The organism is Izhakiella australiensis, assembly GCF_002006995.1.
Classification (GTDB): Bacteria; Pseudomonadota; Gammaproteobacteria; order Enterobacterales; family Enterobacteriaceae; genus Izhakiella; species Izhakiella australiensis.
In genome coordinates this window covers 62,776-83,919 of the sequence record NZ_MRUL01000009.1, presented here as the reverse complement: position 1 = coordinate 83,919, position 21,144 = coordinate 62,776, and the positions used below count along the sequence as shown (strand labels likewise).

Genomic DNA, 21,144 nt, shown 5'->3' with positions numbered 1-21,144 from the left:
TTTGTAGAGTTGTTTGTCAGAGGTAAACCAAATTATGTGATGCCAGGAACAGCATCCGAGAGGGCAGGTGTAAAATGAAAACAGTAGGTCTGGTTGGCTGGCGCGGTATGGTGGGTTCTGTGCTGATGCAGCGCATGAGCGAAGAGCGCGATTTTGACGCGATTCGCCCGGTATTTTTCTCCACATCTCAGCATGGATCGGCCGCGCCGTCTTTTGGCGGCCAGTCTGGCGGCACGCTGCAGGACGCCTATGATATTGACGCGTTGAAGGCGCTGGACATTATTATTACTTGCCAGGGCGGAGATTACACCACCGAGGTTTATCCAAAGCTGCGCAGCGCAGGCTGGCAGGGCTACTGGATTGATGCCGCTTCCACGCTGCGTATGAAGGATGACGCGATTATTATTCTCGATCCGGTCAACCATCAGGTGATCAGAGAGGGGCTGGATCGCGGCATCAAAACCTATGTCGGCGGTAACTGTACCGTCAGCCTGATGCTGATGTCGCTGGGCGGGTTATTTGCTCAGGATGCGGTGGAATGGGCCTCTGTCGCTACCTACCAGGCGGCTTCTGGCGGCGGCGCGCGTCACATGCGCGAGCTGCTGATGCAAATGGGCCTGCTGCACAATGGCGTGGCCGAAGCCCTGCAAAGCCCGTCCTCCGCTATTCTGGACATCGAACGTAAGGTGACGGAGATGTCGCGCAGCGGCGTATTGCCGACGGATAACTTTGGCGTGCCGCTGGCCGGCAGCCTGATCCCCTGGATAGATAAGCAGCTGGAGAACGGTCAGAGCCGCGAAGAGTGGAAAGGCCAGGCCGAGACCAACAAGATTCTGGCAACGCGCAATATTATTCCGGTTGATGGTTTGTGCGTGCGCGTCGGCGCGCTGCGCTGCCACAGTCAGGCGTTTACGCTGAAGCTGAAAAAAGATATTCCGCTGGCTGATATTGAGCAAATGCTGGCCGGTCATAACGATTGGGTTAAAGTGGTGCCGAACGATCGCGAGGTTACCATGCGCGAACTGACGCCTGCGGCAGTTACAGGTACCCTGGCGACGCCCGTTGGCCGTCTGCGCAAGCTGAATATGGGGCCGGAATATCTGTCGGCCTTCACCGTGGGCGATCAGCTGCTGTGGGGCGCGGCAGAGCCGCTGCGCCGCATGCTGCGTCTGCTGGTCGACTAAAAGCTTACTGCCGGCAAAAATCGGGAGGAGCATCCCGGTTTTTGCCTTATTCATTTCCGGAGGCGATGGTTTTCACCACTTCTTGATTTTATTCATGTTCCATCCACCTGCGAAGCGGCATTATTGCCATAGCATCTGAACAGATAACGCCGTTTAAATTCGGCGAGCTTTTTCGATTTTTGCAAGCGAAGCCTCATTCTGCCGTCGGCATTAAAATTTTTTGTTATTCAATCTCTAATTTTTTTAATGAGCTGGCTATGCTTTAACGATACGACTTTTTACTGCAAGCCTGATTTGCAATTTACACCGTATGGGAATTCTTGCCCGGCTTCATGCTGGCGTAGTCTGACTTACATAAAGTGCAGCTTAGGTAGGTTTCTTTTTTTTATGGCTGTATGCATTTTAGCTGCCAACGACCACAGGAAGAGAAAGTCATGTCAGAGCATCCCGATCGTCGCGTCATTAACGCGCTGATCTCAGGCCATTATGCCGATCCTTTTTCATTACTTGGTATGCACCTTACCGATCAGGGGGTTGAGGTGCGCGCGCTGCTGCCGGATGCCAGTGAAGTATGGGTGATTGAAACGTCAACCGGGCGCAAGTGCGTTCAGCTCGCCTGCCTGGATGGCAGAGGTTTTTTCCAGGGGGTGGTGCCGCGTCGAAAAAAGCCGTTTCGCTATCAGCTGGCGGTCACCTGGCACGGCCAGCAGAATCTTATTGATGACGCCTATCGTTTCGGCACGCTGTTAGAAGAGATGGACAGCTGGCTGCTGGCCGAAGGTACGCACTTGCGTCCCTATGAAACCATGGGGGCGCACGCCTGCGTGATTGACGGCGTCACCGGTACCCGGTTTATCGTCTGGGCACCGAGCGCACAGCGCGTCTCAGTGGTTGGTGAGTTTAATTACTGGGACGGGCGGCGTCATCCGATGCGTCAGCGCGTCGAGAATGGCGTCTGGGAGCTGTTTATTCCCGGCGCGCGCCAGGGCCAGCTGTATAAGTTTGAGCTGATTGACGTCAAAGGGCAGCTGCGATTGAAAGCCGACCCTTTCGCTTTCGAAGCGCAGATGCGCCCGGAAACGGCATCAATGATTTGCGGGCTACCTGAAAAGGTCGCCATGAGCGACGTGCGCAAGCGTGCTAATGGTTTCGATGCGCCGATTTCTATCTATGAGGTGCATCTCGGCTCCTGGCGGCGCCATACCGACAATAATTTCTGGCTCAGCTACAAAGAGCTGACCGAGCAGCTGATCCCCTATGCGGTAGATATGGGTTTTACACATCTTGAGCTGATGCCGATTAACGAACACCCTTTTGACGGGAGCTGGGGCTACCAGCCTCTGGGAATGTATGCGCCTACCCGGCGCTTTGGCACCCGCGATGAGTTTCGCGCCTTTATCGCCGCTGCCCATCAGGCTGGTCTGAACGTGCTGCTTGACTGGGTGCCGGGCCACTTTCCATCAGATGATTTTGGTCTGGCGCAGTTCGACGGCACGGCGTTGTATGAACACAGCGATCCGCGTGAAGGCTTTCATCAGGACTGGAATACCCTGATTTATAACTATGGTCGCCGGGAAGTGAGTAACTATCTGGCTGGCAACGCCCTTTACTGGATTGAGCGCTTCGGCATTGACGGGCTACGCGTCGATGCCGTGGCGTCAATGATTTACCGTGATTACAGCCGCGCTGAAGGTGAGTGGGTGCCCAATTATTATGGCGGGCGTGAGAATCTTGAGGCGGTATCCTTCCTGCGCTATACCAACCGTACCCTCGGGCATGCGGCACCGGGTTCTATTACGCTAGCGGAAGAGTCCACTGATTATCCCGGCGTTTCCCGCCCGCCAGAAATGGACGGGCTGGGTTTCTGGTTTAAGTGGAACCTTGGCTGGATGCACGACACCCTCGATTATATGAAGCTCGACCCGATCTACCGTCGTTACCATCATAATCTGATGACCTTCGGCATGGTTTATAATTACACCGAGAACTTCGTTCTGCCGCTTTCCCATGATGAAGTGGTTCACGGTAAGCGCTCCATTCTGGATCGCATGCCGGGCGATGTGTGGCAGAAGTTTGCCAACCTGCGCGCGTATTACAGCTGGATGTACGGCTTTCCCGGTAAGAAACTGCTGTTTATGGGTAATGAGTTCGCCCAAGGGCGCGAATGGAACCACGACAGCAGTCTTGACTGGCACCTGCTGGAAGGCGAAGACAACTGGCATAATGGCGTGCAGCGTCTGGTTCGCGATCTAAACCACCTCTACCGCGACGTTCCGGCACTGCATCAATGTGATTTTGATCCCGATGGCTTTGAATGGCTGGTGGTCGATGACGCGGACAACTCAGTGTTGGTTTTCGTTCGCCGCGATCGGGCCGGTAATGAGCTGATTGTCGCCAGCAACTTTACCCCCGTCGCTCGCCATCACTATCGCTTCGGCGTTAATCAGCAGGGCGTCTGGCGCGAAGTGCTGAACAGCGATGCTCACCGCTATCACGGCAGCAATACGGGCAACATGGGCGTCGTGCGCAGTGATGATATTGCCAGCCATGACCGCCCTTATTCACTGGTTTTGACCCTGCCGCCGCTCGCTACGCTCTGGTTACTGCGGGAGGCGCCATGAGCATACTGCGTGCGGGTGCAGCCAGTCCGGGAGGGGCGCACTGGGACGGCGCAGGGGTGAATTTCACGCTGTTCTCCCAGTACGCGGAGGGCGTCACGCTGTGCCTTTTTGACGCTCAGGGTAAGGAAACTCAGCATCCATTAACGCAGCGCAGCCGCGATATCTGGCAGGGTTATCTGGCTGGCGTCGGGCCGGGGCAGCGCTACGGTTATCGTGTTGATGGTCCCTGGGCGCCGCAGCAGGGCCATCGTTTTAATCGGGCAAAGCTGTTGCTCGACCCCTGCGCGCGTCTGGTGGACGGCAACGTCGCTGACGATGCGCGGTTTCAGGGCGGTGATGAGCGTCCCGATCCCCATGACAACGCGGCGCTGGCGCCAAAAAGCGTGGTGGTCGATAGCCAGTTTGACTGGCAGAACGTTGAACGCCCGCGCGTTGCCTGGGGCGAGACGGTGATTTACGAAGCGCACGTACGCGGACTGACGCGTCATCATCCGGGCATCCCAGCGGCTCAGCGCGGGAGCTATGCTGCGCTGGGCCATCCGGCGTTTATCGACAGCCTGAAAGCGCTGTCGGTTAGCACCCTTGAGCTGCTGCCGGTTGCCTGCTTTGCCAACGAACCGCGGTTGCAGCAAATGGGCCTGAGCAACTATTGGGGCTACAACACCCTGGCGCCATGGGCGCCTGATGGACGCTACGCCAGTACTGACGATCCGCTCTGCGAGCTGAAGACGGCTATCCGCGCCCTTCACCGGGCTGGCATCGAAGTTATTCTCGACGTGGTGTTTAACCATACCGCCGAGCTGGAAGATAGCGGGCCGATGCTTTCGCTTCGCGGCGTCGATAATAAAAATTACTACTGGCTGACGGAAAACGGTGAATATCAAAACTGGACCGGCTGCGGCAACGTGCGCAATCTGACGCATCCGCAGGTGCTGGAAAGTATGCTCGACTGCCTGCGCTATTGGGTCACTGACTTTCAGGTCGATGGCTTTCGTTTCGATCTGGCCACGGTGCTCGGCAGAACCCCCGGTTTTCGCCAGGATGCGCCGCTGTTTGCCGCTATGCGCGCCTGCCCGTTGCTCTCCGGGGTCAAAATGATCGCGGAACCGTGGGATATTGGTCCGGATGGCTACCAGGTGGGTAATTTTCCGTCACCTTTCGCTGAGTGGAATGACCATTTTCGCGATGCCGTGCGGCGTTTCTGGCTGAAAGGCGATTGCGGTAAAGGGGAGTTTGCCCGCCGTTTCGCCGCCTCCAGCGATCTGTTTCAACGCAGCGAACGTCTTCCCTCGGCCAGTATCAATCTGATTTGCGCCCATGACGGATTCACGCTGCGCGACCTGGTTAGCTTTAACCATAAGCATAACCAGGCTAACGGCGAAGATAACCGCGACGGCCATGATGCCAACTTTAGCAACAACCATGGCATTGAGGGGCTGGACGCTGAACCGTCGGTGCAGGAGCGGCGGCGGCGTAGCGTACAGGCGTTGTTAACCTCTTTGCTACTCGCTCAGGGTACGCCGATGCTGCTGGCTGGCGATGAGAGCGGCCACTCGCAGCAGGGCAATAACAATGCCTATTGCCAGGATAACGCCACCACCTGGCTTGACTGGCAGCATCAGGATCCTGCGCTGTTCGCTTTCGTCGCTGAGCTTATTCATTTACGGCGGCGCATTCCGGCCCTGACCGCCAATCGCTGGTGGCAGGAGGGCGATGGCAGCGTCGAATGGCTTGATGGCGACGGCGCGCTACTGGACGCCGACGGCTGGCAGCAGGGGGCAAACGTATTGCAAATTCGCCTGTCGCAACGCTGGCTGATTGCCTTAAATGCCAGCGATCGGACGCAGGATATCAGGCTGCCCGGCGGAAGCTGGTACGCCGAACCGCCTTTTGCCGCAGAAAATAGTTCCGCCGCGCACACCGTATGGCGCGGGCTGGCTGGCGGTATCTGCGTGTTCCACGAAAAAGCATAAGGAGTCAGACATGGTTAAGTTAGATAAAAACGATACTGATAGCCTGATGCTGGCCAAACAGCTTCCAGGCCAGACCGTGGCGCTGATTCTGGCGGGCGGACGCGGATCGAGATTAAAAGATCTTACCGCCAAACGCGCTAAGCCAGCGGTTCACTTTGGCGGTAAGTTCCGTATTATCGATTTCGCACTCTCAAACTGCATTAACTCCGGCATCCGGCGTATCGGCGTCATCACGCAATATCAGTCACATACCCTGGTGCAGCATATCCAGCGCGGCTGGTCGCTTTTTAATGAGGAGATGAACGAGTTTATTGACCTGCTACCGGCGCAGCAGCGGTTTTCTACCGAAAGCTGGTATCGCGGCACGGCCGATGCGGTGACGCAGAACCTCGATATCATTCGCCGCTATCAGGCGCGCTACATTGTCATTCTCGCCGGCGATCACATCTACAAGATGGATTATTCGCGCATGCTGCTCGATCACGTGGATAACGATGCCTTGTGTACTATCGCCTGCCTGCCGGTACCGATCGCCGAAGCCAGCGCTTTCGGCGTCATGGCGGTGAATGAAAACAACCGGGTGGTGGATTTCGTGGAGAAACCGGAGAATCCGCCGGCCATGCCGGGCGATGACACTCAGTCTCTTGCCAGCATGGGAATTTATGTTTTCAACGCCGATTATCTCTATCAGCTGCTGGAAGACGATCTGGCCGATGAAAAATCTAAGCATGACTTTGGCAAGGATCTGCTGCCCAAAATTGTCGCCAGCGGCGAGGCCCATGCCCACTCTTTTGCACTTTCCTGCGTAACCGGTGATGAAGATGCGGCGCCCTACTGGCGCGATGTCGGTACGCTGGAGGCTTACTGGCGCGCAAATCTGGATCTGGCCTCGGTTACGCCGGAGCTGGATATGTATGACCAGCGCTGGCCGATCCGTACCCATATGGAGCCGTTACCGCCGGCAAAGTTTGTTCAGGATCGTTCAGGCAGCCACGGTATGACGATGAATTCATTGGTCTCCGGCGGCTGCATTATTTCCGGCTCGGTGGTGGTGCATTCGGTATTGTTTCCGCGCGTGCGCGTTAATTCTTTCTGCAATATCGATTCCTCGGTCCTGCTGCCTGATGTGGTGGTGGGGCGCTCATGTCGCCTGCGTCGCTGCATCATCGACCGCGCCTGTGAACTACCGGAAGGGATGGTTATTGGGGAGAATCCGGACGAGGACAGCAAACGCTTTTATCGTTCCGAAGAAGGGATAGTGCTGGTAACACGCAGCATGCTGGCCAGACTGGCCGGCCATAACAGTTAACTGACTAAAAAAATTAAACTATTTCGCGCTGCGCAGGAATACGCTCGCGCTTGGTAAGGAGCCGATAATGCAGGTGCTACACGTGTGTTCGGAGATATTCCCGCTGTTGAAAACTGGCGGGCTGGCAGATGTAATCGGGGCATTACCGGCGGCTCAGATTGCCGAGGGCGCAGATGTCAGAGTGCTGCTTCCGGCGTTTCCCGACCTGAAAAAGGGCATCGTGGATACGCAAAAAGTGGCGGCGCTGCATACGTTTGCCGGCTATGCCGAGTTGCACTTCGGCCAGTTTAACGGGGTGGGTATTTATTTGATCGATGCGCCGGGATTGTACGATCGTCCCGGCAGTCCCTACCATGATGAATCACAGTACGCCTATACCGATAACTATTTGCGGTTTGCGCTGCTGGGGTGGGTCGGTTGCGAAATAGCCTGCGGGTTGGATGCCCACTGGCGGCCTGACATCGTGCATGCCCATGACTGGCATGCCGGACTGACCTGCGCTTACCTGGCGGCGCGCGGGCGACCGGCAAAATCCGTGTTCACTGTACATAATCTGGCCTATCAGGGATTGTTCTCGGCTCAACATATGGCGCAGATCCAGCTGCCCAGGTCATTTTTTAATATGTATGGCCTGGAGTTCTATAATCAAATTTCTTATCTCAAAGCGGGACTGTTTTATGCCGACCATATCACGGCGGTCAGTCCGACCTATGCGAAAGAAATCACCCTGCCGGAGTTTGGCTACGGCATGGAGGATTTGCTCAAGCAGCGCATGCTTGAAGGGCGTCTGACCGGTATTCTGAACGGCGTCGATCCGGCGATCTGGGACCCGACCTATGACCTGCTGCTGACCGCGCGCTACAATCGCGATACGCTGGAGTCCAAGCAGGAAAATAAACGTCAGCTGCAGGTGGCGATGGGGCTAAAGATTGATGAAAAAGCGCCGATCTTTGCTGTGGTGAGCCGCCTGACGAAGCAGAAAGGATTAGATTTAGTGCTGGAGGCGCTGCCGGGTCTGCTGGAGCAGGGCGGCCAGCTGGTCTTGCTGGGGGCCGGCGATGCGGTTTTGCAGCAGGGGTTCCTGGCCGCCGCGGCTGAGCATCCGGGCCAGGTGGGCGTGCAGATAGGCTACCACGAAGCGTTTTCTCACCGCATTATGGGCGGCGCCGACGTGATTATGGTGCCCAGCCGTTTTGAGCCTTGTGGCCTGACGCAGCTTTATGGCCTGAAATATGGCACCTTGCCGCTGGTGCGGCGAACCGGCGGTCTGGCGGATACGGTTAATGACTGTTCGCTGGAGAACCTGGCTGACGGGATGGCCAGCGGCTTCAGCTTTGAAGACAGCAACGCCTGGTCTTTGCTGCGTGCTATCCGGCGCGCCTTTGTTTTGTGGTCCCGGCCCACGCTATGGCGTTACGTTCAGCGCCAGGCAATGGGCATGGATTTCAGCTGGCATGTTGCTGCCGTAGCTTATCGCGATCTTTATCAACGCTTGTTGTAACCAGTTCAGGGGATAGCAGATATGAACGCACCGTTTTCCTACGCATCGCCGACGCTGAGCGTAGAAGCTCTCAAGCACTCTATTGCTTATAAGTTGATGTTTACCATCGGCAAAGACCCGGCAGCTGCCAATAAACATGAATGGCTCAATGCGGCGTTACTCGCCATTCGCGACCGCATGGTTGAACGCTGGCTGCGCTCGAATCGCGCCCAGCTGTCGCAGGACGTACGCCAGGTTTATTACCTGTCGATGGAGTTTCTTATCGGCCGCTCATTATCCAATGCCCTGCTGGCGTTAGGGATGTATGAAGATACCGATATGGCGCTGAGAGATATGGGACTGAACCTGGCCGAGCTGATTGAAGAAGAAAACGATCCGGGGCTGGGTAACGGCGGGTTAGGGCGTCTGGCTGCCTGTTTTCTCGATTCGCTGGCCACCCTGGGCCTGCCTGGGCGAGGCTACGGCATCCGCTATGATTACGGCATGTTTAAGCAGAATATTATCGATGGGCGTCAGGCTGAATCACCAGATTACTGGCTGGAATACGGCAACCCTTGGGAGTTTCAGCGTTATAACACCCGCTACAAGGTCCGTTTTGGCGGGCGCTTACAGCACGAGGGAAGCCGTATTCGCTGGGTGGAAACCGAAGAGGTGCTGGCGACCGCCTATGACCAGATAATCCCCGGCTATGATACCGATGCGACCAATACTCTGCGGCTGTGGGGCGCGCAGGCCAGCAACGAAATTAATCTTGGCAAGTTTAACCAGGGCGATTACTTCGCCGCGGTAGAAGATAAAAACCATTCGGAAAACGTATCCCGCGTGCTTTACCCGGATGATTCCACTTATTCTGGTCGCGAGCTGCGTCTGCGCCAGGAGTACTTCCTGGTTTCCGCAACGGTACAGGACATCCTGAACCGCCACTGGCTCATGCATCAGACCTTCGACAATCTGTCGGATAAAATCGCCATTCACCTCAACGATACCCACCCGGTGCTGGCGATCCCGGAGCTGATGCGGGTATTGATTGATGCGCACAAGTTTAGCTGGGACGACGCCTTTGAAGTTGCCTGCCAGGTATTTTCCTACACCAACCACACCCTGATGCAGGAAGCGCTGGAGCGGTGGCCGGTAGATATGCTTGGCAAAATTTTGCCGCGCCATTTGCAGATAATTTTTGAAATTAACGACTATTTTCTCAAGACCATCAATGAGCATTATCCTGACGACTGGGATTTGCAGTCGCGGGTTTCCATTATTGATGAAAGTAATGGTCGACAGGTGCGCATGGCCTGGCTGGCCGTGGTGGTGAGTCACAAGGTAAACGGCGTATCGGAGCTGCACTCTAACCTGATGGTCCAGTCGCTGTTTGCTGACTTCGCCCATCTGTTTCCCGGCCGCTTTTGTAACAAAACCAATGGCGTTACGCCGCGGCGCTGGCTGGCGCTGGCCAATCCGCCCCTTTCACAGGTGCTGGATGACACCATCGGCCAGACCTGGCGCACCGATCTTAGCCAGCTGGAAGAGCTGAAGCAGCATATTGATTATCCGGCCTTTATCCAGCAGATTGCCGACGCCAAGCTGAGCAATAAAAAGCGCCTGGCGGAGTATATCGCCCAGAAGATGGATATCGTGCTGGACCCTAACGCGCTATTTGATGTCCAGATTAAGCGTATTCATGAGTACAAGCGTCAGCTGCTTAACGTATTGCACGTCATTACCCGCTATAACCGCATTAAAGCCGAACCGGAAGGGAACTGGGTGCCGCGGGTGTGTATTTTTGCCGGTAAGGCCGCTTCGGCCTATTACATGGCAAAACATATTATTCATCTGATCAATGATGTCGCGGCGGTGATCAATAACGATCCGCTGGTTAAAAATAAGCTGAAAGTGGTGTTTATTCCTAACTACAGCGTGAGCCTGGCACAGATCATTATTCCGGCGGCCGATCTCTCAGAGCAAATCTCCACTGCCGGAACGGAAGCTTCCGGCACCAGTAATATGAAATTCGCGCTGAACGGTGCGCTGACCATTGGGACGCTGGACGGCGCCAACGTCGAAATGCGCCAGCATACGGGTGAAGAGAATATCTTTATATTCGGCAACACCACCGAACAGGTGGAGGCGCTGCGTCGCGATGGCTATAACCCGCGTGAGTTTTATGAGCAGGATGAAGAACTGCATCAGGTGCTCACGCAGATTGCCACCGGCGTATTCAGCCCGCAGGAACCGGGGCGCTATCGCAATATCTTTGATTCACTGGTCAATCTTGGCGACCATTATCAGCTGCTGGCGGATTATCGCAGCTATGTGGATACGCAGGATAAAGTGGACGATCTTTACCGCAATCGCGAGGAATGGACGCGTACAGCGCTGCTGAATATCTCCAGCATGGGGTATTTCTCCTCGGATCGTACCATTAAGGAGTACGCCGATGAGATCTGGGGGATCAAGCCGGTGCGGCTGTAGTGAAGTGAAGTAAAAAGCGCGGGGATAAACCCGCGCTTTTTATTGCGCATGATGTCAGGATGCCATGGATAGCGAGGGTTCTTCGCTGTGGCTGGCCAGCCATTCGCTGATTCGCGCTTTCTGCGCATCATTCAGCCACATTCCCTGTTTTGTCCGGCGCCAGATGGCATCATCCAGCCTGCGCACCCATTCATGCTTCACCAGATAGCGCAGCTCCGCTTCGTAGAATTCATGGCCAAAGTTTTCACCCAGCTCTTCCAGGGTTTTCGCTTCGCCCAACAGTATCTCGGTGTTGCTGCCATAGGTGCGGGTATAGTGACGCGCCATCGCTTCGCTGACGAATGGATAACGGCGTCGCAGGCTGACGGCATAATCTTCACGGCTACCGGTGAAATTACCTCCCGGCAATACGCCGTTGCGCGTCCAGGCCGGGCCGGCATTTGGATAGTATTTTGCCAGCTTCTCCAGCGCATGCTCCGCAAGCTTACGATAGGTTGTCAGCTTGCCGCCAAAGACGGAGAGCAGCGGCGTCTGGCCGTTATCATCATGAACGTCGAGCGTGTAGTCGCGGGTAATTGCCTGCGGCGAATCTGACTCATCGTCGCACAGTGGGCGCACGCCGGAGTAATTCCAGACAATGTCTTCTTTGCTCAGCGTCTGCTTGAAGTGCGCGTTGTAGACCTTCAGCAGATAATTAATTTCGTTGTCATCAATACTCACATCCTGCGGATCGCCCTGATATTCGACGTCGGTAGTACCGATGATAGAGAACTCGTCCATCCACGGGATAACAAACACGATGCGGTGATCTTCGTTTTGCAGAATGTAAGCCTGCTTCTGGTTGTGTACGCGCGGCACCACGATATGGCTGCCTTTAATCAGGCGGACGCCGTACGGCGATTTGAGCTGAAGTTTGTTATCAAACAGTTCGCGTACCCAGGGGCCCGCTGCGTTGACCAGACCTCTGGCCTGCCAGGTAAAGGTTTTTCCGCTATCGATGTCTTCCGCTTCCACCACCCACAGGCCGTTTTCACGCCATGCGCGGGTTACTTTAGTGCGGGTACGTACTTCACCACCGTGACGCACCACTTCCTGAGCGTTGAGAACCACCAGACGCGCATCATCAACCCAACAGTCTGAATATTCGAAACCGCGCACGATTTCGGGCTTAAGCACCGAGTCTGAGCCAAATCGCAATCCTTTACTGCCCGACAGGCTGGTGCGTTTGCCAAGGTGGTCATACATAAACAGGCCAATGCGGATCATCCAGGCCGGACGCAAATGCGGACGATGCGGCAGGCGAAAGCGCATAGGAAAAGCAATATGCGGGGCCAGCTTCAACAGCACTTCGCGCTCTGCCAGCGCTTCACTGACCAGACGAAACTCGTAGTGCTCCAGATAGCGCAGGCCACCGTGGATTAGCTTGGAACTGGCGGAGGAGGTCGCACACGCCAGGTCTTGCGCTTCGAGCATCAGCACTGACAGGCCGCGTCCTGCGGCATCAGCCGCAATGCCGGCACCGTTAATACCGCCACCGATAACGATCAAGTCTTTGGTTTCCACGTCATCCCCTCCGATGTTCGGGTTTGTTCTTTAATGTTCGTTTTCGAGCATGATTGTACTCGTAAACCAACATCGGCGCCAGTGTTAACCAGATAAAAACATTCAGGCGTGATTCAGGTAACAAAATTGATACAATATCCCTCACCTCTACCGGGTTATTGTGGCGTAGGTTCGCGGTAAACTAACCTGCAGTAATCATGGGAACAGAGATGAAAACGATGGACCAATTTGAGTGTATCAGCGTACAGCAGGCCAGCGAGATGCTGGCGCAGGGCGACGCACGGCTGGTGGATATCCGCGATCCGCAGAGTTTCGCAATAGCGCATGCAACGGGCGCATTCCATCTGACCAATAGCAGCCTGAATACCTTTATTCAGCAAACTGAGTTTGAAACGCCGTTGCTGGTGATGTGCTATCACGGCGTCAGCAGTAAAAGCGCAGCGGAGTATCTGCTTACTCAGGGATTTGATGCGGTGTACAGCGTTGACGGCGGCTTTGAGCACTGGCGTCAGGCGTTTCCTGAACAAATCGAATCCGATGCGCGCTGAGTCGGCAATTGCCCGCCGGCGCGGTATACTGCCTTTTTGCTGAGGTTAACAGGGAAGCAGCATGATCCGTATTGCGCATTTTACTAACCCGCGCCAGGCGCAGGCGTTTATCGATTATATGTCCAGCCGCGGCGTTCACCTCCACGCTGAGCAGGGGGATGGCGTAACCCTCTGGCTGGATAGCGAAGCACAGCGGGAAACGGTTGAAAACGAACTTCATCAGTTCGTTCGCGACCCTAATCATCCGCGCTATCAGGCGGCCAGCTGGCATAGCGGCACCACCACCAGCGGTTTGCGCTATCGCTCATCGTCGCTTTTACCGGCGCTGAAGGCGCGAGCCGGGCCGTTAACGCTCGGCATGATGATTGCGGCGGTGCTGGTGTTTATTTTGATGCAGCTGCTGGGCGAAACGGAGGTCATGAGCTGGTTATCCTGGCCGGATAGCGGGCAATATTTTGAGCTGTGGCGTTGGTTTTCTCACATACTGCTGCATTTTTCACTGCTGCATATCGTGTTTAACCTTATCTGGTGGTGGTATATCGGCGGCGTGATTGAAAGGCGGCTGGGAAGCGGCAAGCTGTTCGTTCTGACGGTGATTGCCGCATTGCTTAGCGGCTGGATGCAGGCGCGCTTTAGCGGCATTATGTTCGGCGGCCTTTCCGGCGTGGTGTATGCGTTGATGGGCTATGCATGGCTCAGGGGCGAGCGCGATCCTGACAGCGGCGTGTACCTCGAGCGTGGGCTAATGGGCTTCGCCATTTTGTGGCTGTTTATCGGCTATATGGGCTGGTTTGGTATGGAGATTGCCAACGCGGCGCACCTTACCGGGCTGCTGCTGGGCCTTGCCATGGCCTGGGTGGATACCAGACAGGCGCGGCGCTGACCTCAGCGCTGCAACGAAAAATAAATAATAACAGCAGGAGACTCTCGTGAAGCAGACCCAACGTCATGACGCCATCATCGATCTGGTGCGTCGACAAGGTTATGTCAGCACAGAGGAGCTGGTGGACTTTTTTGCCGTCAGCCCGCAGACCATCCGTCGCGATCTTAACGATCTGGCCGAGCAGAATAAAATTCATCGCCACCACGGCGGTGCCGCGCTGCCTTCCAGTTCAGAAAACACCGCCTGGCAGGATCGGAAAATGATGTGGTCGGCGGAAAAAGCGCGCATTGCCCAGCGCGTTGCCAGCCAGATCCCTGACGGCTCTACGCTGTTTATCGACATCGGTACCACGCCGGAAGCGGTGGCGTACGCGCTGATGAACCACACGAATCTACGTATCGTGACCAATAATATTAACGTGGCGACCCTGCTGATGGGGAAAAGCGACTTTCGCGTTATTCTTGCCGGCGGTGAAGTGCGCACGCGTGACGGCGGCATCATGGGCGAAGCCACCCTCGATTTTATTTCGCAGTTTCGCCTTGATTACGGCATCCTTGGCATCAGCGGCATTGATATGGATGGCTCGCTGCTGGAGTTCGATTACCACGAAGTGCGCGCTAAGCGCGCGATTATCGAGAATTCGCGCTGCGTGATGCTGGTCACTGACCACTCGAAGTTTGGCCGTAACGCGATGGTCAACCTCGGCAACATGAGCCTGATTGATTATCTGTTTACCAACGATACGCCGCCCGACAGCGTAATGCGGGTCATTGAACAGCACGATGTTCATCTGGAGCTGTGCTGAAAACCGCCCTGACGCCAGCTGAGAGCGCTGGCGTTTTTTATCGGGCCGCCGCGTTATGCCCTTTGCGTAAAGATAAGTCTGACGGCCAGGGCGGTGAAGCCGCCAGCAAAGCAGCAGCGTAAGCCTGTTATTACCGCCGGCCGGGAAAGTACGTAATCGCGCACCAGCGCCGCAAAAGCGCCATAAAAAATAAAAACCAGCAGGGTGATCAGCATAAAAATGCCGCTGAGTATCAGCATATCGCGCAGCGGCGTTGCCGCATGGCTGCTGATAAACTGCGGCAGGAACGCCAGAAAAAAGAGTGACAGCTTAGGGTTCAGCAGATTGATCAGTACGGCGTGCGCGATGGTCCTTCCCGGCGTACGCCGATGGTCCGGGCGAGTGAGTTGCAGCGCGCCGGACTCCCTCAGCGTACGCCATGCCATATACAGCAGCCAGGCTGCGCCAGCCCATTTGATAAGACTGAACGCCAGCGTACTGCTGTGAAATATCGCCGCCAGCCCGGTGATGGCCGCCGCGATGTGGGGAATAATGCCCAGCGTACATCCCACGGCGGCGATAATGCTGTTTTTTACCCCGTGAGTCAGGCCGGTGGCGATGGTATAAAGCGCGCCGCTGCCTGGCGAAATCACCACGATGCATGAAGTTATTAAAAATTCGCCGGTTATCTGCATTACGTCTTCCTGGGTTTGAGCGGATAGGTAACGCAGAATATCGTCGGGAAGCCGGGGGCTGTCTTGAAGGAAATTGCGCGCTGGCGACTAAAGCATCGCGTGCAGATACTTGCCGGGCGTGAGGCCAAACTGACGGCGGAAAGCCCTGGTAAGATGACTCTGGTCGGCAAATCCTGCGCTTAACGCCGCTCCGGCGGGCTTATGACCCGCTAACAGCAGGCGTTTTGCCAGCCGCACCCGCGCCTGAATCAGATAGGCATGGGGCGTGGTGCCCGCTTCGCGGGTAAAGCTGCGGATTAGCTGAAAGCGAGTCATGCCGCACAAATCCGCCAGCATGCTCAGCGAAATGGCGTTGCCGGGCGCATCATCAATATATTCTTTGGCAAGCGTGATGGCCGGGGAGAGGGGTTCCCGAACGGCGGCGGTGAAGGCATGATAGCGGGTGATCCGCATCAGGCAGAGCAGCAACGCCTGCTCGGCGGCGATGGGGTCAGGCGTGGCAGCCAGCACTTCGTTAAACAGCGCGCGCATCGCGCAGCCCAGCGCCGCATCGCTGACGACCGGGCGCATAATGATATTGTCCGTCTGCGGCTGCTCCCTTAGCTCTCCCATCACCATTTCCGGGTTGAGATACATCATATGCCAGCCGCGCGGCCCCTGTAGCGGCAGCCCGTCATGAATTTCTGCCGGATTCACCATAATCACGTCGCCCGCAGCCGATTCCACGCTGCCGATGTTGCTCCATGAACGCTGCGACCCCTGCACGAAAATGCCGATACCAAACTGATCGTGGGCGTGTCGCGGAAAGGCGTGCCCGGTGAGCAATGACATCGATTCGGTACCGGGGATAGTTGGCGGATGCTGGCGGACGTGATGAAGATGTTTTTCCAGAGAAATTCCTTAGATAACGATCCGCGGTTGCAGAGGCTGGATTATGCTTATGATTAAACCAGTTGAGGTGGCTTTGCGCCAGATGTCCCGATGCGCCTTTTGATAAAAATACGCGCTTATTCGGGTTAGCGGAGCGCTTTTTTTCATCTGACGTCTTTACTATATAGCGGGATAGAATGTGAACCCGGCGCGCAGTTTTCTGTTTTTCTCAGTGAAAGAGGGATCAAATGTCGCAGCAAAAATTCAGTAAGTCGCGTTTTGCCGCCGCGCTGACACGGCAGTGGCAGCAGTTTGGAGTAACCTGCGCGCAGGCGATGACGCAACAGCAGTGGTGGCAGGCCGTCAGCGGCGCGCTGGCAGAACAGCTGGCTGCTCTGCCGCAGGTGAAACCGCGTCGGGCGCAGCGCCACGTAAACTATCTTTCCATGGAGTTTCTGGTTGGCCGACTGACCGGTAATAACCTGCTTAACCTTGGCTGGTATAACGACGTTGCCGCGCTGCTCGAACCCTATGAGATTTCATTGAGCGATCTGCTGGAACAGGAAGTGGACCCTGCGCTGGGCAATGGGGGACTCGGACGCCTGGCGGCTTGCTATCTTGATGCCATGGCGACCCGAGGCCAGCCGGGAACTGGCTACGGTCTGAATTATCAGTATGGCCTTTTTCGCCAGTCATTTGATGACGGCCAGCAAAAAGAGGCGCCTGATGACTGGCACCGCGATCGCTATCCCTGGTTTCACTACAACCGCGCACGCGATGTGCGGGTTGGCCTCGGCGGCAGCGTGATTAAAACCGAAGAGGGTAAGCCGCTCTGGCAGCCTGATCGCTGGTTCACCGGCGAAGCCTGGGAACTGCCGATCGTCGGCTATCGCAACGGCGTGACGCTGCCCCTCTGCTTATGGCGCGCCAGAAGCCCGCAGCCGTTTAATCTGACGCGTTTTAACGACGGTAAATACCTTAAAGCCGCAGAAGATGGCGTTAACGCGGAAAGCCTGACCCAGGTGCTTTATCCCAATGATAATCATGATGAAGGTAAGGCGCTGCGGCTGATGCAACAATACTTCCAGTGCGCCTGTGCGATCGCCGATATCCTGCGTCGCCACCATCTGGCAGGCCGTACGCTGCAGCAGCTGCCGGACTTTGAGGTGATTCAGCTCAACGATACCCATCCGACCATCGCAATTCCTGAACTGCTGCGGGTGCTACTGGATGAGCACCAGCTCGACTGGGATGCGGCCTGGCACATCTCCAGCCGCCTGTTTGCCTACACCAATCATACCCTGATGCCGGAAGCGCTGGAGAAGTGGGATGAGCGCCTGGTACGGAAGCTGCTGCCGCGCCATCATCAGATCGTGAAAGAGATCAATAAACGCTTTCATGCGCTGGTGAGGCAAACCTGGCCGGGGGATGATGCGGTATGGGAAAAGGTTGCCGTGTTGCACGATCGTCAGCTGCGCATGGCTAACCTGTGCGTGGTCAGCGGGTTTGCGGTGAATGGCGTAGCGGCGCTGCACTCCGGCCTGGTGGTGAAAGATCTGTTCCCGGAATATCACCAGCTGTGGCCGCAAAAATTTCATAACGTCACGAATGGCATAACGCCGCGTCGCTGGCTCAAGCAGTGTAATCCGGCGCTGGCGTCGCTGATTGATCAGACGCTGAACGTTGAATGGGCCAACGATCTTGAGCAACTGCTCAGCCTGGAGAAACACGCGGGCAAAAAAGCGTTCCGCCAGCGCTACCGTGAGATTAAGCAGCAGAACAAACGGCAACTGGCAGACTATATCCAAACCTGTACCGGGATAATTGTCGACCCGCAGGCGATGTTTGACGTGCAGATCAAGCGGCTGCATGAATATAAGCGCCAGCATCTCGGCTTGCTGCACATTCTGCACTGCTATCGGATGCTGCTTGATAACCCTAACGCGCAGCGGGTGCCGCGGGTATTTATATTCGGCGCCAAGGCCGCTCCGGGCTATGTACTGGCGAAAAATATCATTTACGCCATCAATAAGGTGGCGCAGGTCATTAATAACGATCCGCGCGCGGCCGACTGGCTGAAGGTGGTGCTTATTCCTGATTACCGCGTCAGCGCCGCGGAGATGATTATTCCGGCGGCGGATCTCTCAGAGCAGATCTCAACCGCCGGCTATGAGGCGTCCGGCACCGGTAATATGAAGCTGGCGCTGAACGGCGCGTTGACCATCGGCACCCTGGATGGCGCCAATGTGGAAATCGCTGAACAGGTGGGCGAGGAGAACATCTTTATCTTTGGTCACAGCGTGGATGAAGTAAAAGCGCTCAAGCAACAGGGCTACGATCCGCGCAAGCTGCGCAAGCAGGATAAGCATCTCGACAGCCTGCTGAGAGATTTGGAAAAGGGCGTTTTCAGTCAGAAAGACAAACAGGCGTTTGCCCCGCTGCTACACAGCCTGACAAAGGGCGGCGATCCCTGGCTGGTGCTGGCGGACTTCGCGTCATACTGCGCAGCACAACAGCGCGTGGACCAGCTGTGGTTGGACAGCGAAAGCTGGACGCGCAAAGCGATACTGAATACGGCGCGCACCGGCTTTTTTAGCGCCGACCGGGCGATCAGCGACTATCAGCAGCGCATCTGGCAGGCCAAACGTTGAGCAGGAGCAAACATGAATAGCCCGGAGCTTGAACAGGCCGCTCTGGCGGCCGGCATCGCCACCCAATATCGTTCGGCTAAAGGCGAGGCGCTGACGGTCAGTGATGAAAGCATCACGTTGCTGCTGGCAGCTATGGCCCGGACGACTGTTGCAGAAGCCGGGCCTCTGCCGCCGGTGAAGGTCTTCACGCGCCGACGTGGCAATTACCTGACGGTTAGCGGCGCCGGCGACTGGCAGCTGGTCAGCGAGCAGGGCCGACGCTGGCAGGGGAGCGTGCAGGATAACGGCGAAATAAAACTGCCGGATGCGCTGGCGCTGGGGTATCACCAACTGACCCTGACCCGGCAGGAGCAATGCTGGCACTGTCGGATTATTATCGCGCCAGCGCGCTGTTATCAACCCGCAGAAATGAAGGCCGGTGAGAAACGCTGGGGCGTAATGGTGCAGCTTTACACCCTGCGCTCTGCCACTAACTGGGGAATGGGCGATTTTGGCGATTTGCAGCAGCTGATCCGCCAGGTGGCCGGCTGGGGTGGGGATTTCATTGGCCTCAATCCGCTGCATGCGCTCTATCCGGCGCTGCCGGAACAGGCCAGCCCTTACAGTCCCTCATCCCGCCGTTGGCTTAATATCAGCTATATCGAGGTACCGGCGGTTGAAGATTTTCTGCGCAGTCATGCAGCGCAGCGCTGGTGGCAAAGCGACAACACTCAGCGGCAGCTACAGGCGGCGCGCGAAACGCCGTTTGTCGATTACACGGCGGTCGCAGCGCTGAAGATGACCGCGCTACGCCATGCCTGGCAACATTTCTCTCAGCGTCGCGAGGATGATGATGAGCGCCGCGCTTTTGCCGCCTTCATTGAGCACGGTGGCGAAAGTTTGTGGCAGCAGTCGGCGTATGACGTGGTGCAGGCTGAACAGGTGAGCGCCGGGAACGCCGGTAGCGACTGGCAGCAGTGGCCGCAAGCGCTGCGCCACGGCAACAGCGCGGCGGTGAAAGCGTTCTGTCAGTCGCGGCAAAATGAGCTCAGATTTTATCAATGGTTGCAGTGGCTGGCACAGCGGCAATACGATCGCTGCTGGCAGGTATGTCGACAAAGTGGAATGACCATTGGCCTTTATCGCGATCTGGCCGTGGGCGTGGCACAGGGCGGCAGTGAAACCTGGTGCGATCGCGAGCTTTACTGCATGGCAGCATCGGTCGGCGCGCCGCCGGACCCCCTCGGCCCGCTCGGTCAGAACTGGTGCCTGCCGCCGGTCCATCCTCAGGTTTTGCAGGCGCGGGGCTATCAGCCATTTATCGATTTGCTGCGCGCCAATATGGCCAGCAGCGGCGCATTGCGCATCGACCATGTGATGTCGATGTTGCGATTATGGTGGGTTCCTCAGGGGAAAAGCGCCGATTATGGGGCTTATGTACGCTATCCGGTCGATGATCTGCTGGCGATTCTGGCGCTGGAAAGTCAGCGTCATCACTGTATGGTGATTGGCGAAGATCTGGGCACCGTGCCGCAAGAAATCGTCAGCAAACTTCGCCGCTGCGCTATCTATTCATGGAAGGTGCTGTGGTTTGAGCAGACTGCGGCGGGCCGCTATCGCCCCCCGTCAGGCTGGGCGCGCCAGGCTATTGCCAGCGCCAGCACGCACGATCTGCCCACCCTGGAAGGGTTCTGGACCGGAGGTGACTTACAGCTGGGGGCCGGGCTTGGGATGTATCCGGATGCCGGGGTATATCAGTCGCTGCTGGAAAACCGCGCCCGTCAGAAACAGGCGTTGCTTAACGCTCTGCATCAGGCCGGTTGCCTGCCCTCGTCAGTGGGAAAGGATGCCGGACGCATGGCGATGTCGACGAACTTACGTCGGGGAATGCACCTGTTTCTGGCGCAGACCGAGTCCGCGTTGCTGGGATTGCAGCCTGAGGACTGGCTGGCGATGCACTTACCTGTCAACGTGCCGGGAACGGTGGATGAATACCCAAACTGGCGGCGCAAGCTGAGCCAGCCGCTGGAGGCTATTTTCGCCAATAAAGAGATAAAAACGCTGGTGACGGCGGTCGATCGCCGACGGCGGCAGAAAAAACCGCAGCGATAAAC

General features: G+C 56.5%; 14 protein-coding genes. 11 read left to right on the top strand and 3 right to left on the bottom strand.

From position 1 onward, the window contains the following. The first annotated feature begins 74 nt into the window (after positions 1 to 74). From asd to glgP, 6 genes are all read left to right on the top strand, one after another. Positions 75 to 1,184 carry an aspartate-semialdehyde dehydrogenase gene (asd, locus tag BTJ39_RS13835; protein WP_078003288.1) on the top strand — a complete coding sequence of 370 codons (1,110 nt, stop codon included), beginning with the start codon at positions 75 to 77 and terminating at the stop codon, positions 1,182 to 1,184. A 434-nt stretch (positions 1,185 to 1,618) separates the two neighbouring features. Beyond that, complete coding sequence (glgB, locus tag BTJ39_RS13830) at positions 1,619 to 3,805, top strand: 1,4-alpha-glucan branching enzyme (protein ID WP_078003287.1); 2,187 nt, start codon at positions 1,619 to 1,621, stop codon at positions 3,803 to 3,805. Beyond that, positions 3,802 to 5,778: a glycogen debranching protein GlgX gene (glgX, locus tag BTJ39_RS13825; protein ID WP_078003286.1), complete on the top strand. Its 1,977-nt coding sequence runs from the start codon at positions 3,802 to 3,804 to the stop codon at positions 5,776 to 5,778. The genes glgB and glgX overlap by 4 nt, the downstream gene beginning before the upstream one ends. A gap of 10 nt (positions 5,779 to 5,788) precedes the next feature. Continuing rightward, positions 5,789 to 7,087, top strand: coding sequence for a glucose-1-phosphate adenylyltransferase (gene glgC, locus BTJ39_RS13820; RefSeq protein ID WP_078003285.1), 1,299 nt, complete (start codon positions 5,789 to 5,791; stop codon positions 7,085 to 7,087). Positions 7,088 to 7,154: 67 nt separating this feature from the next. Next, positions 7,155 to 8,588: a glycogen synthase GlgA gene (gene glgA, locus BTJ39_RS13815; protein WP_078003284.1), complete on the top strand. Its 1,434-nt coding sequence runs from the start codon at positions 7,155 to 7,157 to the stop codon at positions 8,586 to 8,588. Between the two features lie 21 nt (positions 8,589 to 8,609). Further along, positions 8,610 to 11,057: a glycogen phosphorylase gene (glgP, locus tag BTJ39_RS13810; protein ID WP_078003283.1), complete on the top strand. Its 2,448-nt coding sequence runs from the start codon at positions 8,610 to 8,612 to the stop codon at positions 11,055 to 11,057. Positions 11,058 to 11,111: 54 nt separating this feature from the next. Here glgP and glpD read toward each other — a convergent pair whose 3' ends face one another. Next, positions 11,112 to 12,620, bottom strand: coding sequence for a glycerol-3-phosphate dehydrogenase (gene glpD / locus BTJ39_RS13805; protein ID WP_078003282.1), 1,509 nt, complete (start codon positions 12,618 to 12,620; stop codon positions 11,112 to 11,114). A gap of 218 nt (positions 12,621 to 12,838) precedes the next feature. Here glpD and glpE point away from each other — a divergent pair, with 218 nt between their 5' ends. The 3 genes from glpE (at position 12,839) to BTJ39_RS13790 (ending at position 14,856) form a co-directional block, all read left to right on the top strand. Next, complete coding sequence (gene glpE / locus BTJ39_RS13800; protein WP_422386037.1) at positions 12,839 to 13,168, top strand: thiosulfate sulfurtransferase GlpE; 330 nt, start codon at positions 12,839 to 12,841, stop codon at positions 13,166 to 13,168. Positions 13,169 to 13,232: 64 nt separating this feature from the next. After that, the gene (glpG, locus tag BTJ39_RS13795; RefSeq protein WP_078003390.1) at positions 13,233 to 14,051 is read left to right on the top strand and encodes a rhomboid family intramembrane serine protease GlpG; all 819 of its coding nucleotides are present in this window, start codon (positions 13,233 to 13,235) and stop codon (positions 14,049 to 14,051) included. 46 nt (positions 14,052 to 14,097) lie between these two features. Further along, positions 14,098 to 14,856 (top strand): DeoR/GlpR family transcriptional regulator, encoded by a 759-nt coding sequence (locus BTJ39_RS13790; RefSeq protein ID WP_078003280.1) that lies wholly within the window; start codon positions 14,098 to 14,100, stop codon positions 14,854 to 14,856. 53 nt (positions 14,857 to 14,909) lie between these two features. Here the strand turns inward: BTJ39_RS13790 and BTJ39_RS13785 are convergent, their stop codons facing one another. Next, complete coding sequence (locus BTJ39_RS13785; protein WP_096777736.1) at positions 14,910 to 15,530, bottom strand: LysE family translocator; 621 nt, start codon at positions 15,528 to 15,530, stop codon at positions 14,910 to 14,912. Between the two features lie 87 nt (positions 15,531 to 15,617). Further along, positions 15,618 to 16,361 (bottom strand): helix-turn-helix transcriptional regulator, encoded by a 744-nt coding sequence (locus tag BTJ39_RS13780; protein WP_241825913.1) that lies wholly within the window; start codon positions 16,359 to 16,361, stop codon positions 15,618 to 15,620. Between the two features lie 287 nt (positions 16,362 to 16,648). Here BTJ39_RS13780 and malP point away from each other — a divergent pair, with 287 nt between their 5' ends. After that, complete coding sequence (malP, locus tag BTJ39_RS13775; RefSeq protein ID WP_078003278.1) at positions 16,649 to 19,051, top strand: maltodextrin phosphorylase; 2,403 nt, start codon at positions 16,649 to 16,651, stop codon at positions 19,049 to 19,051. A 12-nt stretch (positions 19,052 to 19,063) separates the two neighbouring features. Beyond that, the gene (malQ, locus tag BTJ39_RS13770; protein ID WP_078003277.1) at positions 19,064 to 21,142 is read left to right on the top strand and encodes a 4-alpha-glucanotransferase; all 2,079 of its coding nucleotides are present in this window, start codon (positions 19,064 to 19,066) and stop codon (positions 21,140 to 21,142) included. Positions 21,143 to 21,144 lie beyond the last annotated feature (2 nt).